Source organism: Sulfuriferula nivalis, from assembly GCF_009937995.1.
GTDB lineage: Bacteria > Pseudomonadota > Gammaproteobacteria > Burkholderiales > Sulfuriferulaceae > Sulfuriferula > Sulfuriferula nivalis.
Window position 1 is genome coordinate 1,020,524 of the sequence record NZ_AP021881.1, and the last position, 20,348, is coordinate 1,040,871.

The 20,348-nt window shown below is 43.2% G+C and carries 15 protein-coding genes and 1 pseudogene; 11 read left to right on the top strand and 5 right to left on the bottom strand.

Annotation, left to right across the window (positions count from 1 at the left end; genetic code table 11):
* Positions 1-401: 401 nt before the first annotated feature.
* The 4 genes and pseudogenes from SFSGTM_RS05310 to SFSGTM_RS05325 form a co-directional block, all read right to left on the bottom strand.
* A pseudogene (locus SFSGTM_RS05310) lies at positions 402-1,582 on the bottom strand (IS3 family transposase); the annotation flags it as partial.
* A 6-nt stretch (positions 1,583-1,588) separates the two neighbouring features.
* Positions 1,589-2,002: an RWP-RK domain-containing protein gene (locus SFSGTM_RS05315; RefSeq protein ID WP_162083355.1), complete on the bottom strand. Its 414-nt coding sequence runs from the start codon at positions 2,000-2,002 to the stop codon at positions 1,589-1,591.
* A 320-nt stretch (positions 2,003-2,322) separates the two neighbouring features.
* Positions 2,323-4,422 (bottom strand): AAA family ATPase, encoded by a 2,100-nt coding sequence (locus SFSGTM_RS05320; protein WP_162084278.1) that lies wholly within the window; start codon positions 4,420-4,422, stop codon positions 2,323-2,325.
* Positions 4,423-4,564: 142 nt separating this feature from the next.
* Positions 4,565-5,503: an FtsZ/tubulin family protein gene (locus tag SFSGTM_RS05325; protein ID WP_162084279.1), complete on the bottom strand. Its 939-nt coding sequence runs from the start codon at positions 5,501-5,503 to the stop codon at positions 4,565-4,567.
* A gap of 198 nt (positions 5,504-5,701) precedes the next feature.
* On the opposite strand from SFSGTM_RS05325, the gene SFSGTM_RS05330 reads away from it, so the two are divergent.
* From SFSGTM_RS05330 to SFSGTM_RS05345, 4 genes are all read left to right on the top strand, one after another.
* Positions 5,702-7,201, top strand: coding sequence for a DUF2779 domain-containing protein (locus tag SFSGTM_RS05330; RefSeq protein WP_162084280.1), 1,500 nt, complete (start codon positions 5,702-5,704; stop codon positions 7,199-7,201).
* 3 nt (positions 7,202-7,204) lie between these two features.
* Positions 7,205-8,155, top strand: coding sequence for a helix-turn-helix transcriptional regulator (locus SFSGTM_RS05335; protein ID WP_162084281.1), 951 nt, complete (start codon positions 7,205-7,207; stop codon positions 8,153-8,155).
* Between the two features lie 14 nt (positions 8,156-8,169).
* Positions 8,170-8,718, top strand: a complete 549-nt coding sequence (locus SFSGTM_RS05340) for a hypothetical protein (protein WP_162084282.1) — start codon at positions 8,170-8,172, stop codon at positions 8,716-8,718.
* 64 nt (positions 8,719-8,782) lie between these two features.
* The gene (locus tag SFSGTM_RS05345; RefSeq protein ID WP_162084283.1) at positions 8,783-9,292 is read left to right on the top strand and encodes a DUF1643 domain-containing protein; all 510 of its coding nucleotides are present in this window, start codon (positions 8,783-8,785) and stop codon (positions 9,290-9,292) included.
* 69 nt (positions 9,293-9,361) lie between these two features.
* Here the strand turns inward: SFSGTM_RS05345 and SFSGTM_RS05350 are convergent, their stop codons facing one another.
* A complete protein-coding gene (locus tag SFSGTM_RS05350; RefSeq protein ID WP_162084284.1) occupies positions 9,362-9,919 on the bottom strand; it encodes a hypothetical protein in 558 nt (185 codons plus the stop codon).
* Between the two features lie 111 nt (positions 9,920-10,030).
* Between SFSGTM_RS05350 and SFSGTM_RS05355 the strand changes: the two genes are divergently transcribed.
* The 7 genes from SFSGTM_RS05355 to SFSGTM_RS05385 all read left to right on the top strand — a co-directional run bounded on the left by SFSGTM_RS05355 (position 10,031) and on the right by SFSGTM_RS05385 (position 20,331).
* A complete protein-coding gene (locus SFSGTM_RS05355; RefSeq protein WP_162084285.1) occupies positions 10,031-10,933 on the top strand; it encodes an arginase family protein in 903 nt (300 codons plus the stop codon).
* A gap of 39 nt (positions 10,934-10,972) precedes the next feature.
* On the top strand, positions 10,973-11,335 hold the full coding sequence (locus tag SFSGTM_RS05360; protein ID WP_162084286.1) for a hypothetical protein: 363 nt from the start codon (positions 10,973-10,975) through the stop codon (positions 11,333-11,335).
* A gap of 5 nt (positions 11,336-11,340) precedes the next feature.
* Complete coding sequence (locus tag SFSGTM_RS05365; RefSeq protein ID WP_162084287.1) at positions 11,341-12,270, top strand: 5'-nucleotidase; 930 nt, start codon at positions 11,341-11,343, stop codon at positions 12,268-12,270.
* A gap of 838 nt (positions 12,271-13,108) precedes the next feature.
* Positions 13,109-14,620, top strand: coding sequence for an ATP-binding protein (locus tag SFSGTM_RS05370; RefSeq protein ID WP_162084288.1), 1,512 nt, complete (start codon positions 13,109-13,111; stop codon positions 14,618-14,620).
* Positions 14,621-14,641: 21 nt separating this feature from the next.
* Positions 14,642-17,344 (top strand): Z1 domain-containing protein, encoded by a 2,703-nt coding sequence (locus SFSGTM_RS05375; protein ID WP_162084289.1) that lies wholly within the window; start codon positions 14,642-14,644, stop codon positions 17,342-17,344.
* The gene (locus SFSGTM_RS05380) at positions 17,331-18,293 is read left to right on the top strand and encodes a PD-(D/E)XK motif protein (RefSeq protein WP_162084290.1); all 963 of its coding nucleotides are present in this window, start codon (positions 17,331-17,333) and stop codon (positions 18,291-18,293) included. The genes SFSGTM_RS05375 and SFSGTM_RS05380 overlap by 14 nt, the downstream gene beginning before the upstream one ends.
* Positions 18,283-20,331, top strand: a complete 2,049-nt coding sequence (locus SFSGTM_RS05385) for an AIPR family protein (protein ID WP_162084291.1) — start codon at positions 18,283-18,285, stop codon at positions 20,329-20,331. Before SFSGTM_RS05380 ends, SFSGTM_RS05385 begins: the two co-directional genes overlap by 11 nt.
* Positions 20,332-20,348 lie beyond the last annotated feature (17 nt).

Below are 20,348 nucleotides of genomic sequence, written 5' to 3' on the forward strand. Positions count from 1 at the left end.
AATGGTCAGCCCAATTGCAACCGTGCCAATATAAACTACTGTGGGATGTCTCGGACTCCATAAATTGGTATGACGATTTCCATTCTGGATTTGTTCACGTTCATCAAAAGTTTCTCTTTGAAAGTGACGGCTTTGTGTAGCGATGACGACATGATGGCCAAAATCTTCTAGCAGTAAAAATAGTTCGTTTGTAATGTTTAGAGCATGGGAGAGTGTCTTGTCAGAAACAATTAAATCAAGTAAAAGCCTTTTTGCGGGTATTAGATTAAAGTGGACCCCTCCGTCAAGACAATAATACGTCGAGTTTAAGAGGGTAACCTTTCATATGCAGCTGCACGGCGCTGCCCCGGTTTTGTTTCTGGTTTTCGATCTTTTTCTAACAACGCTTTTCCTGACGTAGTGAACTTGTCCACGATGCTGGCACCACCGCCACTGGCTGTTCGATAAACCTCGTCTGGTGTTTTATAACCCAGTGACTGATGGATACGTTCAGCGTTATAAAACACAAAGTATTCCGTCAATCCTAGCAGCAGTGCTGGTAATGTAGCATAGCCTTTCAAATATACGTCTTCGTGCTTGACGCTACGCCAGAGCCGTTCCACAAAGATGTTATCCAATGCCCGTCCGCGACCATCCATGCTAATCGTAATGCCGTTTTCCTTGAGTGCACCCGTAAACGCGTCACTGGTGAACTGACTGCCCTGATCAGTGTTAAATAACTCAGGTATGCCGTGCGACTGTAGTGCCTGTTCCAGACAGTCCACACAGAAGCCACTGTCCATCGTATTCGATAATCGCCATGCCAGCACTTTGCGCGAGTACCAATCTATCACTGCCACCAAATACACGAATCCTCGTGGCAGGCGCAGGTAAGTGATATCCGTACTCCACACCTGATTGGGACGGGTCACTGCGACACCTCTGAGCAGGTAAGGATAAATCTTATGCTGCGGGTGCGCACGACTGGTGTTCGGTCCTGGCGCCATGCCAGCTAACCCCAGTGTGCGCATTAATCGTTGCACTCGTTTGCGATTGATGTGGTGTCCTATGCTACTCAGGTAATGCCTAATCTTGCGGCTGCCATAAAATGGATGCCGTGTGTATTCTGTGTCTATCAACGTCAGCAATGCCAATTCTTGTTCGTCAGTGGCTTTGATCAATCTGGGCGCATAAACGCTGGATCGCGCCACACCCGCCAATGCACACTGCTGACTGAGTGCTAAAGATGTGCATTGGCTAATCCACTGCTTGCGCAGTGCTATGGGTTGATCCCGGACTTTTTTTTAAGCCAGTCCAATTCCATTTTGAGTCTGCCAATCTCGGAATACAGTCGCTCTGGACTAGCAGAGAGATCCACTGGCTTCGGGCCGCGTTTGGCATTAAACAAGCCAGCAGCTTGTTCTTGCAACTCTTTCTTCCACAATCCAACCTGGGTCGGATGCACGCCAAATTCCTGACCTATTTCGTTAACCGTCTTGACACCACGAATCGCTTCCACTGCAACCTTGGCTTTAAACTCACCCGAAAAATGCTTACGATTTGTTTCACTCACAACCCGCTCCTTTTTACAGCAGGTTACCATCTTAATTCATTGTCCAGAAATCGGGGTCCACTTTAGATATCCATTGTCTGTTTGGGGAACATCTTTGAAATGCTGCGGCGCATCAGCTATCAACCTATGTTTAGAAGGTCTGCTTTTACGTTGCCTAATTCGCCTTGATTGGTTGTTTTCAGGGGCCTTAGGCATGGGATTGGGAGCTCTGTTGGTCATGCCGTCACGAGACCATTCAACCTCATCACCAGGCTTAGAGTCAGGAAGTAAGGCTTTGGGTGACGTTTTGCCTGCGGCACGTTTAGCCCAATAACCCATAGGCGGGCGTGGCACATTTAGACGTTTGCAAATGCGCACCAAAAAACTGTCTGACACCCCATAACGTTTTGCTACACTTGTTATGGGTTCAGCCCAGATTTCTTCATAAAGTTTTTCGCGTGAAACAGTCATGGTGTAAATTATTACTCAAAAACGTTTCGGAAGTTGAAAAATATGCATTAAGTCAGGTTTGTTAAATTGCATGCCGAATTGAGCTGCTTTGTCTAAATGTTTGCATTAAATATTGATCCGCCTCAAGAAATATAACCCGTTGTGCCAAATGGTCAGTTATCAAATTTGGTGGGTCAGACTAATATGCTAAAGATGGGTCAATCTGCGGCGCAATTTAACAACCTAGTGCATTTATTTGAAGATTAGTTTTTAACCCTCATATACAACTAGCTTTGATTGTTACTGTGCGATTGTGGATAGCAACATTTGCAATTTTTTATTCAGTAAGATGAAAAGCCAATAGCGCGTTTATTTGCATCTGGCTTAAGGGCGCATTCATCCGTTAACCGACTTAGCAAATCAGCGTCATCAGTAATTTTACGCAGCCGAGCCTGTCTACTAACCGTAGCGAAGTCACCAGGTGTCAGCATAGCGAGTGCAGCTACTGATTTTTGTAATGATTCATCGAGCGGCAAGCCTAGTTTGGCTATAGTGTCAGTAAACATAAGCCAGGCTTGTTCTGGCTTCAGATAATCAAATCGCAACTTTAAATCAAAACGTCTTAAAGCGGCTGGATCCAGGCTACTCATGAGGTTGGTTGAGGCAATAAATACACCATCAAAACTTTCCATTTGCGTGAGCATCTCGTTTACTTCACTGATTTCCCATGAACGCTGGGCATTTTTCCGATCTTGCAGATAGGTGTCAGCCTCATCTAGTAGCAACACGGCATTTTCGATTTCGGCTTCTCGGAACATTTTCGCCATGTTTATCTCAGCTTCACCAAGAAATGGTGAGAGTATGTCAGATGCACGCTTGATGAGCAGAGGACGATCCATACGGTCAGCAATATATCGGCCGAATGCAGATTTTCCTGTACCCGGCGGACCGTACAAACACAAGCGGCCTCGTTTTTCCGTTACCAAGTTATCGCAAATCTCTCCTACATTGCAGTCAGCATTGAGAATTCCTAGGCGATAGTTGGTATCCATGCCTAATGATGCCTTAGGCATACGGGGTAGATAAAGTGCTTCCAAGGTATTGCCCATCACCTTAGAAATAACCTTATCCATATCCTGTGTTGGAATGGTATGTTTAATGTGTCGTACAACTTTTGCTGCTCGTTCAATGACGGCGGGCACCAAATTTTCATGTTCTGACATTTGACGTTTCCAGTGCGTGGAAACTGGTAGGTCAATTAAATAATCATCAAGCATACGAGCACGAACACTGCGGGGAGGTGCATTCATTTCCAGTATGTAGTCAAACCTACGTACGACAGCGGGATCCAGTTGCGGCAAGTTGTTGGTAAGCCAGAAGGAGGGCACTGGGTTGGTTTCCAATAATCGATTTACCCATGCTTTAGTGCCACTTTGATTGTCTCTTTTACCTGATTTACTAAGTGACTCTTTGAACACATCCTCGATTTCATCGAACAGGATCAGCGTGTCATGACGCCGTTCCAGGATGGTTTGCGCTAATCTGAACGCGCGAAACCGTTCTGATCCTTCCAGCGCTTTAGCTTGGCGAGTTTCGGTGGCTATCTCGTATAGATGATGTCCTGTAACTTCAGCTATCATTCGTGCGTACTCGGTTTTTCCACTGCCAGGAGCACCATAAATAAGTATATTTATCCCTGTGTTTTTTGCTTGTCCGGCAGCGCCAAGATAGTGCTTGATGGTTGCGGTGTCTTCGGTAAGATGGGAATAATGCTCTGCACCCAGTTTGGCTTTAAAAGATGGGACGATGTGGTTATGGAATAAACTCAAAGGCTCATTCTGTTCACGCATGAGTTCAGTTGTTAAACCGTGCATGATGACTACTGTGTTTGAAAAGGTATAAACACTGTCCATATCAAGCCACAGGATACCTGTACGAAATAGGGTGCCTGATTCAGAGAGAGCTGTCCGGACATCAGTTATTCCAATTCCAAGGCAGATGCTGAATATTTTTTCTATGGACGCTATATTTAGGTTACCCATAGAATCAATAGCTTCTTCAAAATGATCTTCGGTTTTAACAGCGATGGCAAAAAAGAGAATCAGAATTTCAATATCATTCAGTTTAAGTGCTTGACCTAGCATGCCAAGGTTTTCCCATAGCCGTGATTCCGATTTTGCTTGGGGTGGATGCTTCTCAATGGTGGCTAAATTTTGACGTAGCTCAGTCAGAATTAAATCGCGGTTGTATGCACGTGGATTATCAACGTAATTGTCCAAACCTAGTTCACGTGCTATATCATCAAATCTAAATGCATGTTCATTCAAAAACCTTTTATGCGCTTCAAGTTTTAGAATGATACGTAAGAGCCATAAATGCTTTAGCTCTTTATTTAAGTTGTCAGTAAAGGTTGATTTATTTTTTTGAATATCGAGTTTCATAATCGTGTCCTTGATAAGTTTTGGGTAATGATCAGGCACACATGCGACATTTTGTGTCGTATTAAATGCGTTACGAATCCTAAGATTTATATCCGAGTCATTTATTAGCTATAGTGTTTCATTTAATTTGCAGATAATAGCCTCAATTCTCATCTGAAATACCACTTAACATGATTGTTACTCTGAAATCATGATTGATTTCTGGATTAAATATCGCACACCAAAACATGACCGTATCTGGTGGAAGTTGCGTTCGAAAGACGTTAAAACCATGACAGATTATTGGCATGATGGGATGATTCTGGTTGTTTATTTCAAAAGCAATCAGTGCGCTTGAGGCGAGTGGTAATTGACGTTGAGTGAGCAGTGGATGATCAATTGCTCGTTGTATTGCTGTTTCGATACTATTCTCTCCCGTTGCTGATCCATATCCAAAAGCAGTATTCCCATCGTTGCTCATGAAACTAGCCACATCCGCGAAATCAATACCGACGATACCAGGCTTTTCACTGGTATTTATGATGCATTGATAAAATTGAGCAAAGGCTAAAGATGCATGCTTAAGCAGAGGTACAGTACGGTGATTTTTATCTGCTGTGTTCGCAAATGTCTCATTGGATATTTGGAAAACACCATTAACATGAGGAGTGAGCGTTTTGACGCCATTTAATGCTATCTCTTTATGTTTTTCGCCTTCAAAATTGAAAGGCATAATGGCAACTGCTAGCCCAGCAATATTGTGATTTTGTAGAATTTCAGCAATGTTGGATGAAATGCTCGTTCCAGTTACGCCCCCCATTCCAGCAACAATAAACACTATATCAAGATCACTTACAGCATCAATAATTTGATGTATGTTGGTAATGGATAGTGTCGTGTTTGGAATAGTTTGGTTAGCTTGATTAGCGCCAACTAAAAGTTTTATGTCCGCTACTGCATCATGTAAAGCCGTAGGGTCGGTATCAATAGCAATGGTGCGATGAATATAGGGTAACGATTTGGCGTTGTCTGTAAGAACGTTACTTCCAGCGCCACCCACAGCAATGACGCCAAATTTGGTGTCCCATGTCGATTTATCCATTTTTCTTAATCAAGTATTCTTCGGAAAATAGCGATAAAGCAGCATAATCACCTCAGCGACGAAATGTGTCGTAATGGATTCAAAAAGTCTGATGTTTAAGGAAATTATTGTTTATGTAAAAAGTGCGACACAATATGTCGCATGCGTGCTTACAATAGAGTTAGTTTGTTTAATCTAGTAATTCTTAACGAGGAAGTTATGCGCACATTCTCAAAATCCAAGCTGCTCGCTTTACGACAATGTCCAAAACGGTTGTGGCTGGAAATCAATCGTCCTGATCTACGTGAGGATTCGGATGCAACTGAAGCCAGTTTTCAGATTGGATTCCAGGTCGGGGATATTGCTCAGCAAATATATGATCCGGATGGTTGTGGTGCGCTAATTGATATTCAGAGCGAAGGATTTAAGCGTGCATTTGAACGCAGCGCTGAATTACTGAATATTGCGCAACCCATTTTTGAGGCTGGTTTTTCAGCAGGTGGAGCGATGGCATTCGCCGATGTCATGTTACCTATACAAAATGAGGGCAAGCAAGCCTGGCGCATGGTGGAAGTTAAATCCTCTACTAGCGTTAAAGATTACCATCGCGACGATGTGGCGGTGCAAGCGTTTGTAACGCAGTCTGCAGGTGTGCCGTTGAAGTCTATTGCATTGGCGCACATTGACAGTTCCTGGGTTTATCCTGGCGACGATAATTATCACGGCCTTTTAAAAGAAAATGACCTTACAGCGGAAGCCTTTGCGCGGACAGAGGAAGTTCAAGGTTGGATAACCCAGGCGCAAAATATCGTTGCTGAAACTGATGAACCAGATATTAAAATTGGTAATCATTGCGATACGCCTTATGAGTGTGGCTTCTTCGCATATTGCAGTCAAAATGAGCCGAAACCTGAATACCCAATTAATTGGTTGCCACGTTTTCCTTCGGCCAAGAAGCGTGAACTGGCGGCTCAAGGGTTGTACGATATGACAGAAATACCCGATGACTTGCTTAATGATAAGCAACAACGAGTAAAAGATTACACGGTATCCAATACAGTATATTTTGATGCTGAAGGCGCATTGGCGGATCTGGCTGAGTATCCGCTTCCAGCCTATTTTCTTGATTTTGAGACTATTCAGTTTGCAGTACCTATCTGGAAAGGCACACGACCATATCAGCAGATTACCTTCCAGTTTAGCTTGCACACATTAACTGAATCAGGCGAGTTGGAACATAGTGACTTCCTTGATCTGTCTGGTAATAACCCATCCGAGGCATTTGCGTATGCGTTAATCGCAGCTTGTGGTCAGCAAGGCCCCGTTTATGTCTATAACGCAGGCTTTGAAATGGCACGTATCCGTGAATTGGCTGAACGTTATCCATCGATAAGTGTATCGCTGCTAGCCATTAACGAGCGTGTGGTTGATCTGCTGCCTATTGCACGTGAGCGTTATTATCACCCTAGTCAGCAAGGTAGCTGGAGCATTAAAAAAGTACTGCCTGCCGTAGTGCCTGAATTACGTTATGACGCGCTCGATGGTGTGCAAGATGGTGGCATGGCGATGGATGCTTTTCTTGAAGCTATTCATCCGAATACGAATACTGAACGCAAAGCTCAAGTCAAGCAGCAGCTTTTAGCGTATTGCAAGCTCGATACTTACGCCATGGTGCGCCTGTGGCAGGTATTTGCTGGTCGCACAGATATGAGGTTATAGACTATGCCAAAACGTCCAAATTCCGTTGAAGAACTCAATCTAACGCATGCAATATTACAGCGCATTCCCAAGGGACGTACGGTTACTGCATCGGAGTTGCGTCAGCAACTGGCTGATGCAGGTATTAATCGTGACTTGCGCACCCTGCAGCGCCAACTGGATATGCTTAGCGAAAACTATGACATTGATCGTGATGACAGCAGCAAGCCGTATCGTTACAAATGGAAAGAATTTGCCAAAGGGCTAAGCCTAGTTGGCCTTAGCCCACAGGAGTCGTTGTTGCTTACCCTTGCTGAACAGCATTTGAACAGCCTGTTGCCCGCCAAACTAATGAAATCAATGCAAGGCTTCTTTACCCAGGCACGCAGCCAGCTAGGAGATAAAAGTTCGACTAAACGTGAGCGGGAATGGCTGGAGAAAGTGCGTGTAGTCAGCACCACCCAACCGTTGCTGCCACCCAAGATTGACCCGCTAGTATTTGAACAGGTCAGCAATGCGCTCTACGCAAATCAGTGGCTGGAAGTAGACTACAAAAATGCCGCTGGCAAACGCACCGAGACTCGCGTCATGCCGCTGGGCTTGGCGCAACAGGGTCAACGCATGTACCTCGTTTGTCGATTTGATGGTTATGATAACGAGCGTAGCCTTGCGTTGAATCGCATCATCTCCGCAAAGGTTTCAACGCTAACGTTTGAACGCCCCAAAGACTTCGATCTTAAGCAATATGACGACGATGGCCGATTTGGTTATGGTAATGGCCAACACATTAAGCTGAGTTTCCGTATTGATAAGGATGCGGGACTGCATTTGCTTGAATCGCCTCTGTCGCTGGATCAGCGGGTAGTGGAGTTGGATGATGCCTACGAGATTACTGCGACGGTGGTGGATAGTGAGATGCTGGAGTGGTGGTTGCGGGGATTTGGGGATTCAGTAAGTATGGTAACTAAAAATTAAAGGACGGATTGTCAATGAAATATCAAAAAATTATAGATAAAGTTAAAAGTGGCACTATGTCTCGAGACGACCTTGATAAATTAAAACAAAATGCCGAAGAAAAAGTTGCAAAAGGTGATCTGGATGCGCAAGCAGTTATTTTGGCCATACAAATAGCAAAACCATCTGATTCTTATATTTTGTTTATGGGCTTCTGCCCAAATGCCGAGTTTGAAAATCGACTTGATATTGAATGGAAAGATAAGGGAATTTGTCGCTTTGATTATTTAGAAAGCGAATCTCAGTTAGAACGATTTAACACTATTCGCACTGGTGACTTGGTCATTTTGAAAAAAATTCAGCAGTTTGGTAAAACCATGAGATTGTTTGGGCATGGGCGAGTGAAAAGTATTGCATATGATGAAAATAACATTCGCTATCTTGTTATGGACTGGTCAGATCAGGCAGAAATAATTGAAGTTCCGCTTATGGGTTGCAACTCCACCGTTGACATTAAATCAATGAAAGCTGTTTATGATGAGATGCCAGACGAGTTTTATTCTTGGTTGGGGTTGGGTAAATAAAAGATGTAAGATTATTCAGATTGACCATTTTGTAATGGTGCTCAAGTAATGACGAGGGATATTCATGATTTACAACCACATTGATGATGTAACAGTAACCGCCCAGTTCGCATGGGAAAATGATCTGTACTATCGCTACCGACTAGAAATAGTCCTAAACGATGCCGCACCCACAGGTAAAACAGCCTGTGTAGTGATGCAAAACCCGAGTCGTGCTGGGGAGAACGTAGCTGACAAGTCCGTTCAATTCATGGAGAAAGTGGTATTCAAAAAGGAACTGGCGGAATTCGCAGGTGTGCGCCGGCTGATAGTAGTTAATCAGTTTGCATATATCCAGACTAATGATTTTCAGGGTTTGCCACACGAAATTGGCGCGCTCAATGATGCAACTATTAAGGACGCTCTGAATGAGTCTGATATTGTCATTTTAGGTTGGGGTGCGGCCAATCGTTTTACAGCACGCAAATCCTATGTGCTTGACCTGCTTGCTGACATGCCTCAGAAGGCGATTTACCAGACTAGGATGCATCCGTCACGTGGTCGGTATGATGGTTTTATTCAGCCATATCTATAATAAGCATACCCTTACTTTTAACATTGTTATCCCACTTTCCAAAGTCAACAATGGGGCAGACAGGGGGCACTATATGCGTGGGAACGGTTGTTCCCACGTCTGCTCATCAATTTTAATTTCCACGCAAACTGAGCCAATGCGAAGCAAATCAAGCCAGTCCAATCCGCAATGATCGTAAAGACAGTGATACAGATAACAATGCCACTCACCAACAAAATATGCAGGACAGTCACAATGATTTATATTCGTTATACCAAATCCCCATTCTTGATCAGTGTGGATACAGTCAAAAATATCCTCATGTAGCTCCATAAGGATGTTGTCATCGTTTTCTTCATATTCATAGTCGCTTTCATGTAAATAAAAGGTAATGACAAACTCAAGATTGAAATCTTGTATCCAGTCGTGATGATTTTTAACTCGTTCCTGCAGTTGTGTGTATTTGGTTTTTAAAATGGGCAAGTATTGCTTTTCAAGCAAAGTGAGGTGTTTATTTAATGCTTGTAGTTGACTACGTTCTGTTTCATTAAGCGATTGATAGTCGGTGAAATATGCTTCGGCATTTTGCCTATGCATATAACGTGCTTTTAGATTTTCAGAATAGTCTAGTTTGTGGTCGAATTTCATGATGTTCTGGTTTTTAATCGAAAGTACTAAGTTTATTTACGCATGCGTCACATAGTGTCGTATCAATGGGATTAAATACACCTTATTGGCAATGAATATAGGGCGAACAAAGTGGAACCAGTCTCGCAACTTACTGAATGTGTGAACGATGTACCTGTGTTTTTTACGCCTAGGATGGTTGCCCATTTCAGTAGTTCTTCACCCAGTGCCGCCAAGCCTGAAAAGGTGATGGATGCTTGGTTAAGATTGGATCTACCGATTGCTGTTATTGAGCCTGAACCAGTGACTGTTGATCAACTTAAGCAGGCACATAATCCAGATTATGTGGATCAAATTTTGGCATGCGAAATTAAAAATGGTTTTGGCAATAAATTACCCGAGGTAGCAGCTACTTTGCTTTATACAACAGGTGCTATGCTGGCGGCGGCACGAGAAGCTATTCGTAACGGGAAAGTAGCTGTTGCACCTTGCTCAGGATTTCACCATGCAAAGTATGCATCCGCGTTTGGGTATTGCACGTTCAATGGACTGGTAGTGACGGCGATGATTTTGAAGGTGAGTGGATTAGCCAACAAAGTGGGTATCCTGGACTTTGATATGCATTATGGGGATGGCACGGATAACTTAATTGAACAGCATCAATTGAAATGGATAGAACACTATACGGCTGGACGTGAATATGAAGCTACACATCAAACCCAGGAATTCTTGTTGAGTGTCTCTGAGAAAATTACAAAGATGCAAGACTGCGACATTATCCTGTACCAGGCTGGAGCAGACCCGCATATTAAAGATCCATTAGGTGGGTTTTTAACAACTGAGCAACTAAGGATACGAGACAAGATTGTATTTGAAACGGCAAATGCGCTTGGCATACCCATCGCGTGGAATCTGGCAGGTGGTTATCAAGTTGCTGACGATGGCAGCATTCCAGAAGTATTGACCATTCATAGCAACACTATGCTTGAATGTATTAGGGTATATGTATGTAAATATAAGCAAGTGCACCAATAGTTGGTTAATTTTTTATTGATTTTTTGAAGTGGAGTAGCTATGAAAGTTTATCTGGGTGATAGCAGCAGTAGTAGTAAATTGATTAGTTTGGATTGCAATATTGTAGGAAACAAAGTCTACCAAGGTAATCACACAAGCAGTAGTTATCTGCTATGTAATGTTAGAGAAGGTAAGGTCTATAAGGGGGATAGCGGCAGTAGTAGCAATATGCTGTTTAATATCAGAGATGATAAAGTTTACAAAGGCGAGAGCGGAAGTAGCAGTAATATGCTGTGCAATATTAAAGGCAATAAGGTCTATAAAGGTGATAGTAGTAGCAGTAGCAACATACTTTTTAATACTTCAGAGAGATTTAGCACCGAACAATTGGCCGCCATTTTATTTGCGATTGAATTAATTTGAAAACCATGACGGATTCAAGTTCGGATGGTATGTCTTTTAGCCATAAAAAGCTAATAGTCGCCATTTCCTCTCGTGCTCTTTTTAATCTTGATGAGAGCCATGCTGTTTTTGAAAAGGACGGTGTGGAAGCATATTGCAGATACCAAATTCAGCATGAGGATATACCGCTTGAAACTGGTGTGGCATTTAGTCTGGTGAGGAAATTGCTGGCATTAAATGAACGTGATCCTGAAAATCCGCGTGTTGAAGTGATTTTATTATCTCGTAATAGCGCAGATACTGGCTTGCGTATATTCAATTCGATAAAGCATCATGGGTTGAATATCAGTCGCGCTGCTTTTACACGGGGCGCAAGTACACATCCGTACATTTCAGCATTCGGTGCTCAGCTGTTTCTTTCTGCCGAAGCTAATGATGTGCGTAAGACGCTAGAGGCGGGATTTGCTGCGGCGACGATTTTACCTTCTGCTTCTGCAGCTGTTTCTGAAGTGGATCCATCGCAGTTGCGTATCGCCTTTGACGGGGATGCTGTCTTGTTCTCAGATGAGTCAGAACGTATTTATAAGCAGGATGGATTGGAGGCATTTGAAAGTAATGAAACATTAGCCGCGAAGCAGCCTTTGCCTGGTGGGCCATTTAAAAATTTTCTTGCATTGTTGCATCAGCTTCAATTGGAATTTCCAGCAGATACAGCACCTATCCGCACAGCCTTAATCACGGCGCGTGGTGCACCTGCCCATGAACGGGTTATTCGTACATTGCGCGCCTGGAATATCCGTATAGATGAAGCCTTTTTCTTACGCGGAAAAGACAAAGGGGAGTTTCTGAAAGCATTCAGAGCCGATATTTTCTTTGATGACCATCAAAAGCACTGCGAATCCGCGCGCCAGCACGTCGCCACTGGGCACGTTCCGCATGGTGTGGCTAATGAATAGCTAAGTTATTTAGGAAAACATTATCATTGACTATTCATCAAAAAATGGACACTTAGAGTGTCATCAATTCACTGCCTACCAAACACGCATGGGAACAGCTGGTGGTGATGTGTTAAATTCTATTCCGAATTGAGTCGCTTTGTCTGAATGTTTGCATGAAATATTGACCCGCCTCAAGAAATACAACCCGTTGTGCCAAATGGTCAATTATCAAATTTGGTGGGTCAGACTTAAATGCAAAGGATGGGTCAATCTGCGGCGCAATTTAACATTGGATGGTTATTTTCAATTAATCCTAGCGCAATCCCTTGGCTAGCCAAGCAGAACGTAAGTCAGAAAACAGTCAGCTAAACGGAATACCATTAGATTGTAGCGATTCTTTAATATTCTTTGCACGTCGATGAGGAAACCATTGAAGAAATGCTTAGTGTGATTATAAAGGCTGAAAAAGCAGCGCACGGAAGATCAGGCAATTGGTTTTCAATTGGTGTCAAGATTCAAGTAACTTTGCTGCATGAGTTCAGATTATCTGAATAACTGCTCTTCGCCGTATTGAGAACTTTTATTTCAGGTGGCTTATCTGATTGCTTATGGCACGTAGCGTCTATAGCTCACTATATTAAGCACAGATGTGGCCTTTGGATGCTTACTGCGATGGAATAAATTTTCTGTGCAATGATTGCCCAAGCAGGTTAGACTTAATCAGCGTGCTTGGACGCAGAAATGTTGGTGCGTCGAAAAGGTATGGTTGCCAATAAATAACGATATAGCTTTAAAAATTTAGTATTGCTGAAAAATTGGCAAGTTTCTGGAATTCCTATATGGCCATCCTAAGCTAATGAACACTTCTGCTCAAGCAACTGCTTCCAATATGATTACCCACCCTCTCGAGGAAAACCTTGATATTGTTGACCCAAATGCTTCCAGCATGGTCGAGGCTCTTCGAGATATCGGATACTCACTAGAATCTGCGGTTGCAGACGTCATTGATAACTCTATTACTGCCACTGCAACTCGAATAGATATACGATTTGGCTGGGAAGCTGGAGGTGCGCCATGGCTAGCTATTATTGACAATGGTTACGGAATGTCCGAATCTGAACTTGTCGAAGCGATGCGACCTGGCGGGAAAGATCCTCATGAATTCAGAGGCCCCAATGATCTGGGACGATTTGGATTGGGCCTGAAAACCGCATCATTTTCGCAATGTCGGAAAGTGACTGTAGTTACTACGTCAAATAAGACTCTGTTGGCAAGACAATGGGATCTTGATCTGGTGAGAGCAAGGAATAAATGGGTGCTAAAAACTCCAACCTCGTTGGAGCTTGAAGCTTTACCAGGGTTGTCAATGCTCGGGGTGAAAGGGACGATGGTGCTCTGGCAAGTACTTGATCGGCTTGATCTAGGGAATGCTCCTGAGAAGGTGCATCAAGTCATGAACGAAAGGGTTGCTTCAATTTGTGAACATGTCGCACTCGTCTTTCATAGATTTATTTCAGGGGAACCTAAATATCCAAAGGTGGTAATTGCGGTTAACAATAATCCAATCGAAGCTTTCGATCCATTTAATGCGAAGCATCCAGCAACGATGCATCTGGGAGAGGAGCCCTTGGATATAGAAAATGAAACTGTAACCTTCAGACCATATATTCTTCCTCATCATAGCAGGGTAAGCGCTGAAGAGTACGAGCGCCTCGGGGGAAGTGAAGGTTATCTGCGCGGGCAGGGGTTCTACATTTACCGTAATCGCCGACTAATTATCCACGGCACATGGTTCCGAATGGCACGACAGGATGAGATGACAAAGCTGGCCAGAGTGCAAGTAGATATACCGAATACTTTGGATCACCTTTGGACAATCGATGTAAGAAAATCCCGTGCCAAACCTCCAGAAGCAGTCAAGAAACGTCTTCGTTCAATTTTGGATCGCATTCGTGATACAGCCAAGCGACCATATAACCATCGTGGTACCAAATCTATAAGCTTACATGGTGAGCCCATTTGGCAACGCCTTTACCATAATGAACATGTTAGTTACCAGCCTAATAACAAACATGCGATTCTGGGAGAGTTCAGGTCTGATTTGCCAGCAGAAATGCGAATGAAATTCGATGGGATTCTGTTTGTGATTGGCAAGTCAATTCCATTTGCTGCGATATTTAATGATATGGCAACTAGGCCAAAAGAAACCGATTCAAATACTGATACTGCAGAGGCACTCGAAAAACTGGCAAACCTTCTATTTGAAGATATGGTCTCTATCAATCCTCAGTATGTGTCTAAAATGATGAGTAGCATTGAACCATTTGCCTCTAATCCAGATTTTATTTCCGCTTACATAAAGCGCTAAAGCATATAAGGAGTTTACCAATTGAGTCCTCAGGAGTTTGAAAATCAAGCCAAAGCGTCTTTAAACGCAATGACTTCAGTAACCCCTGAAAAAATCCGGTTGATCGTACGTCACTTGTTAGAAATGTATGGTGCAGACGCGCCTCATTTTGAAGAAAAAGAACAGTTTATTGAGCAGATATCCAAATCTCTTGAGTCTAAACTAGACCTCTCTATGCCAGATGCGACAGTTATTAAGCTTCCTTTTGAAGAATGGATAACTGAACGACGAGCAGATGAAGAACTGTTTTATTGGAGCCGTTATCGTCAGCATCTGCTTCAAGAAGGATTTTCAAAAGAAATGGTTGGAACGGTAGGAAGAGATACGGACAAAATTGTTGGTCTACTTGAAAACCCAAACAAGCCTGGTGGATGGAAACGTCGAGGACTGGTTGTTGGCCATGTTCAATCAGGGAAAACAGCAAACTATAGTGGCGTGATTTGTAAGGGTGCTGATTACGGCTACAAGATTATTATTCTGCTTGCTGGCATGCACAATAATCTGCGAAGTCAGACCCAGCAGCGATTGGAGGATGCATTCATTGGTGTTGATACAGATAAGCTTGAGAAAAATTTAACATTTAACGAGGCAAAGACTGGTGTAGGAAAAATATCTGATATTTCAAGAACACCTTTTAGCCTTACTTCCAGAGAGTATGATTTTAGAAAGAGCTCGAGGAGGGCAAGTACATTCACATTAGATTCTATAAAAGTACCTGTTGTATTTGTGATTAAAAAGCAAACCTCTGTTCTTAGGAATTTGATTGAATGGCTTACAAGCCTTAATGAAACAAAAGGCGGAAAGATACTATCTACCCCAATGCTATTGATTGATGATGAGGCTGATAACGCTTCAATAAATACATCAACAGATGAAAATGACCCAACTCGCATTAACAAGTTGATACGACAGCTTCTCGCTCTCTTTGAACAGACAAGCTATGTTGGATATACAGCTACGCCATTTGCAAATATCTTTATTGATCCAGAGTCTGAACATGAAATGGTCGAGGATGATCTTTTCCCGAAACATTTCATCGTGTCCCTGGAGGCGCCAGAAAATTATGTAAGCGCTTCAAGAATATTCGGTGATGACGGCGATCTTACCAACTTTGTTGTTCCTGTTTCTGACCACCTTGCAGCCTTTCCTGAAGTCCATAAAATCACTCACCCAGTTGGAGCGCTTCCTCCAAGTTTAATGGAAGCGGTCAGGCGTTTCATACTGGCCAGAGCTGTACGTATTCAACGAGGACGTGGCCAGGATCACTCATCTATGCTGGTAAACGTCTCGCGATTTAATAAAGTGCAAAATCAGGTTACATCTTTAATAAGTCACTATGTTGAGGAGTTACTTAATTCTGTTAAGTTGCATTCGTCACTCCCAGAGAAGGAGGCTTTAAAAGATCCTGGTATGCGTTCGCTGTATGAAACATGGAACGGGATGGAGATTGTAAATGGTGAGTCTTGGGAGCAGGTTAGGCGGAACCTGAATCAGGCAGTCAGTACAATTGTTGTCAAAACCATTAACAATAAATCACCAGATCGCCTTGACTATAAAAACTATAAAGAAAATGGGCTGCACGTCATAGCTGTTGGTGGATTAAGTTTGTCTCGTGGCTTTACCCTCGAAGGCCTGACAATCAGTTATTTCATTAGAAATTCAATTATGTATGACACATTGCTTCAAATGGGGCGATGGTTTGGCTACAGAGATGGATATCTGGATTTGTGCAGTCTTTATATGACTGAAGAAGCTGAGAGCTGGTATGCCCATATTTCATCTGCGCTTGACGAGTTGAGAGTTGAGTTTCGTATGATGGAAAAAATGAATAGAAGTCCTGAAGAATTTGGTTTGAAAGTACGAACACATCCAGACTCACTGATTGTAACGGCTCGTAATAAAATGCGAACAGGTAAAAAAGTAACACATTCTGTGACACTCAATGGACGACTGATAGAGACAGTACGTATTAAGTCCTCTAAAAAATCATTGGAAAATAATTTCAAAGCTGTAGTAAATCTGTCAGGCGAGCTCGAGAGTGTTTATGGTAAAAACAGAACCAAGGAATCAGGTTTAGGTTATATATGGAGAGATGTCAGTGCAGAAGTGGTGTGCTCGTTTTTATCTCAATTTGAATTTTTTGACAGTGAGCTCGACATCGCCAGGCAGCACCCGGTGATCAGTTTTATACAGAATGACCCTGAACGACTTGGTTTGTGGGATGTTTGTTTCTACAGTCTGAATGAGGGAAACGATGTAGATGTTGGACCAATCAAAATCCGGCCGCAGCAACGTGGTTGTCTCGATAAAGGTGACTTTTATGTAGTCAGCGGAACCAAGTCGCGAGTTGCTTCCAGGGGGGCTGAAAAGGCTGGGTTGTCGGCAGATCAGATTAAAGAGGCAAAGCTCTCCGCAGAGGGAAAGGACAATGTTCCGGATTATGCTTACAGAGTTTTTCGGTCGAAGCCTTTATTGATGATACACGTTCTGGATCTTGGCCTTAACAAGGCGAAAAGTGACATTCGCCTTGTTGATAAAGCATGCGCCTGGGGTATAAGCTTCCCAGGAGAAATAGGTAAGGGTAATGGTAAGTTAGTGGAATACCTGGTTAATACTGTTTGGTGGAAAGAGCAATTCGAGGATCAAAATGATGATTCGGAGGATGACAGTGATGTCCAGAGCTGATCCTTGGAGTGACATCGATCCCGATACGCTGCCGGGAACGCTTCATGCGCGAAGGGCTGATGCTACTCATCCTCATGATTTTTTCTGGGGCCGCGATGTGCAAGGTCACAGGCTCCTCATTTATAAGTCTATTAATCTCGTAACTGATCTTAAGCTCCCAAGTTTGCGTGGAGTGAATATTGAACTCAAGCCAGATAGCCTGATCCTCAGGCTTACCCAACATAGTGATCTCGAAATATTTGCTACATTATGCTGGAGTCTCATTGAGAGAACACGTGGAGCACAGCCTGGTAGCGAGGTACTTATTCGCATAATTGAACAACTTGAAAGATGGCAGAGGTTTCTTGGTAAGGGCAATGATCGGCTATTAAGCGATGAGCAAATTAGAGGGCTTTTTTGCGAATTAAAATTTCTTGCATGCGAATTAATCCCAAGGTTTAGTCAGTCTGCTATTGCGTATTGGCATGGTCCAGCTGGTGATCCACAAGACTTTGCAGTTGGTACTACGCTCTTTGAAATAAAAAGTCATACCGCAGGTTCAGCCCCTGTGCTGATGATTTCTTCGGCGGAACAGTTGTGGCATGAAGCTGGTGAACTGTTTCTGGTTGCATACACAATCGGAGAGTCTTCTGCAGAATCGTCTGATGCACAATCACTATCATTTTTGGTTTCACAGTTACGCACTTTGTTTAATACAGCGGATACATTAGATATTTTTGAAGATCGGCTCATGGAGGTCGGATACATAGATCACCCCGAATACGAGCGTAAATTCTTTACTGTATCTGCCCCAGAATCGTATCTGGTTGGTGATGACTTTCCACGCATCACTAAAAATGCAGTAATTCCCGGTGTGTGTCGTGTCAAATATGCCATCGAGCTATCAGCGTGTATTCCTTACAAAGCCATCCCAGATTGGGTATCTCTAGGTGCAACAAATGGACATTGATACATTTTTCACGGATCTGCAGCAAGACATTATTCTTCGAGCTGACTCTACTGAAAATTTCACGGATGAAGCGTTTGCCGAGGTTGTTACTGAGTATCTGGTTGATTCAGGTTCGATTGATGAGTTTGTGCCCTGCAAATTTATTCATCGAGGTATGCGTGTAGATGGCTACGCGCTGAAGTGGGATGAAGCGCTGTTGGAGCTTTTTGTTGTTGATTGCCGCCGAGGTGATGTAGCGGAAAAAATGACCAAAGCAGAAATGGGGCAGATTTTCAAAAAGGCAGAAACATTTTTCGAAAAATCATGTACAGCCAGTTTTGTCGAACAAATGGAAGTAGCTCACCCTGCTTTTGCGCTGGCTCGGACGATTCTTGACCAAGCTGATCAGATCAAACGAGTGCGCTTTTATCTGCTTACCAATGCCAGCCTTACAACCAGTGTCAAAGACTTACCCCCGAAAACAGAACAGCAGCGGGAATGGTCATATCGCGTATGGGATCTGGATCGTCTTGCAAGAACGATAGGTACAGGTGAGCCTGAGCCTATTTTAGTTGATTTTAAGGAAATGTTTGGCAGCAAGCTTGTTTGTCTTCCAGCAGATGATGGTGAGGGAGATATAAAGTCCTATATGGCAGTGATACCTGGGAGTTGGCTCGCCCAGCTATACGATATATATGGTGGGCGACTTCTCGAACAGAATGTCCGAACTTTTTTACAAGTACGCGGAAAAATAAACAAGGGAATTCGAAAAACAATACTTGAAGAACCCCGACGATTTTTTCCATACAACAACGGAATATCGGCAACAGCAGAGGAAATCGTTGAAGAACGATTAAATCGTGTCACATATGTAGTCTCTTTAAAAAATTTGCAAATAGTAAACGGTGGGCAGACTACAGCGTCAATTTTTAACGTCCTTAAAAAAGACAAAGGTGCTTCAGTCAAAGATGTATATGTGCAGATGAAACTTTCGGTTGTCAAGCCAGAGCTGGCATCAGAGATCGTGCCAAAAATATCAAGGTATGCAAATAGTCAGAACAAAATTAGCGATTCTGATTTCTTTTCGAACCATCCTTTTCATGTTGTTATTGAAAACATATCCCGACGACTTTCCGCACCAGCAAAGCAGGGTTCCCAGATCCTTACTCATTGGTTTTATGAGCGTGCAAAGGGACAATATGCCAATGCTACGGCATACCTTTCACCTTCAAAAAAGCGGGAGTTCCAAGCACGTAATCCAAAAGATCAGGTGATATCGAAGACTGATCTTGCCAAATATGTACAGACCTTCTTGGAGCTGCCTCATGAGGTTAGTCTTGGTGCCCAGAAGAATTTTGCAAAATTTGCCAATCATGTAAGTGGATTGTGGGAGCATCACGAGCATGATTTTAATGAGCTTTGGTTTCGACGAGCGATCACTGAAGCTATCATCTTCCGCAATGCTGAATTGTTGGTGCTAAGAGCGCCTTGGTATGCACAGGGTTACCGTGCCCAAGTCGTGACTTATGGGTTAGCATTTCTTATGCATAAGATACGTGATGCAGGATTTGAAGTGGATGTCCAACGTATTTGGCGAGAACAGTCTTTGCCGGATGTATTTGAAGAAACTATTCTGGAGTGCTGTCATCTAGCCCAAGACGAAATTATTAGTGGAGCCGCCATGAATAACGTAATTAACGTCACGGAATGGTGTAAACGCAAGCCTTGCTGGGATCAGGTTATCAATCTGCCTTACAACCTGTCGTCATCATTTATGCAACTACTAAGGGCACGGGATGAAGAGCAGGCAGATGTTCGTGATGCGCGGCGTGAACAAAAGGTGATCAGTGGTGCTGAAGCCCAAATTGCTGTGGTCAATGCAGGTGCTGCATATTGGGCCAAAATTCATCAGTGGGCGGATAATAATCCGGAAATCAAGCCTTCGGATCTCGTGATTTTGGACGTTGCATCTGCAATACCCAAAAAGCTGCCAAACGAGAAGCAGAGCGTTAGATTGATGGAGATACGAGTGTTGTATGAGGATATGGTTCTGCCATAATTGACACTCGGCAATTA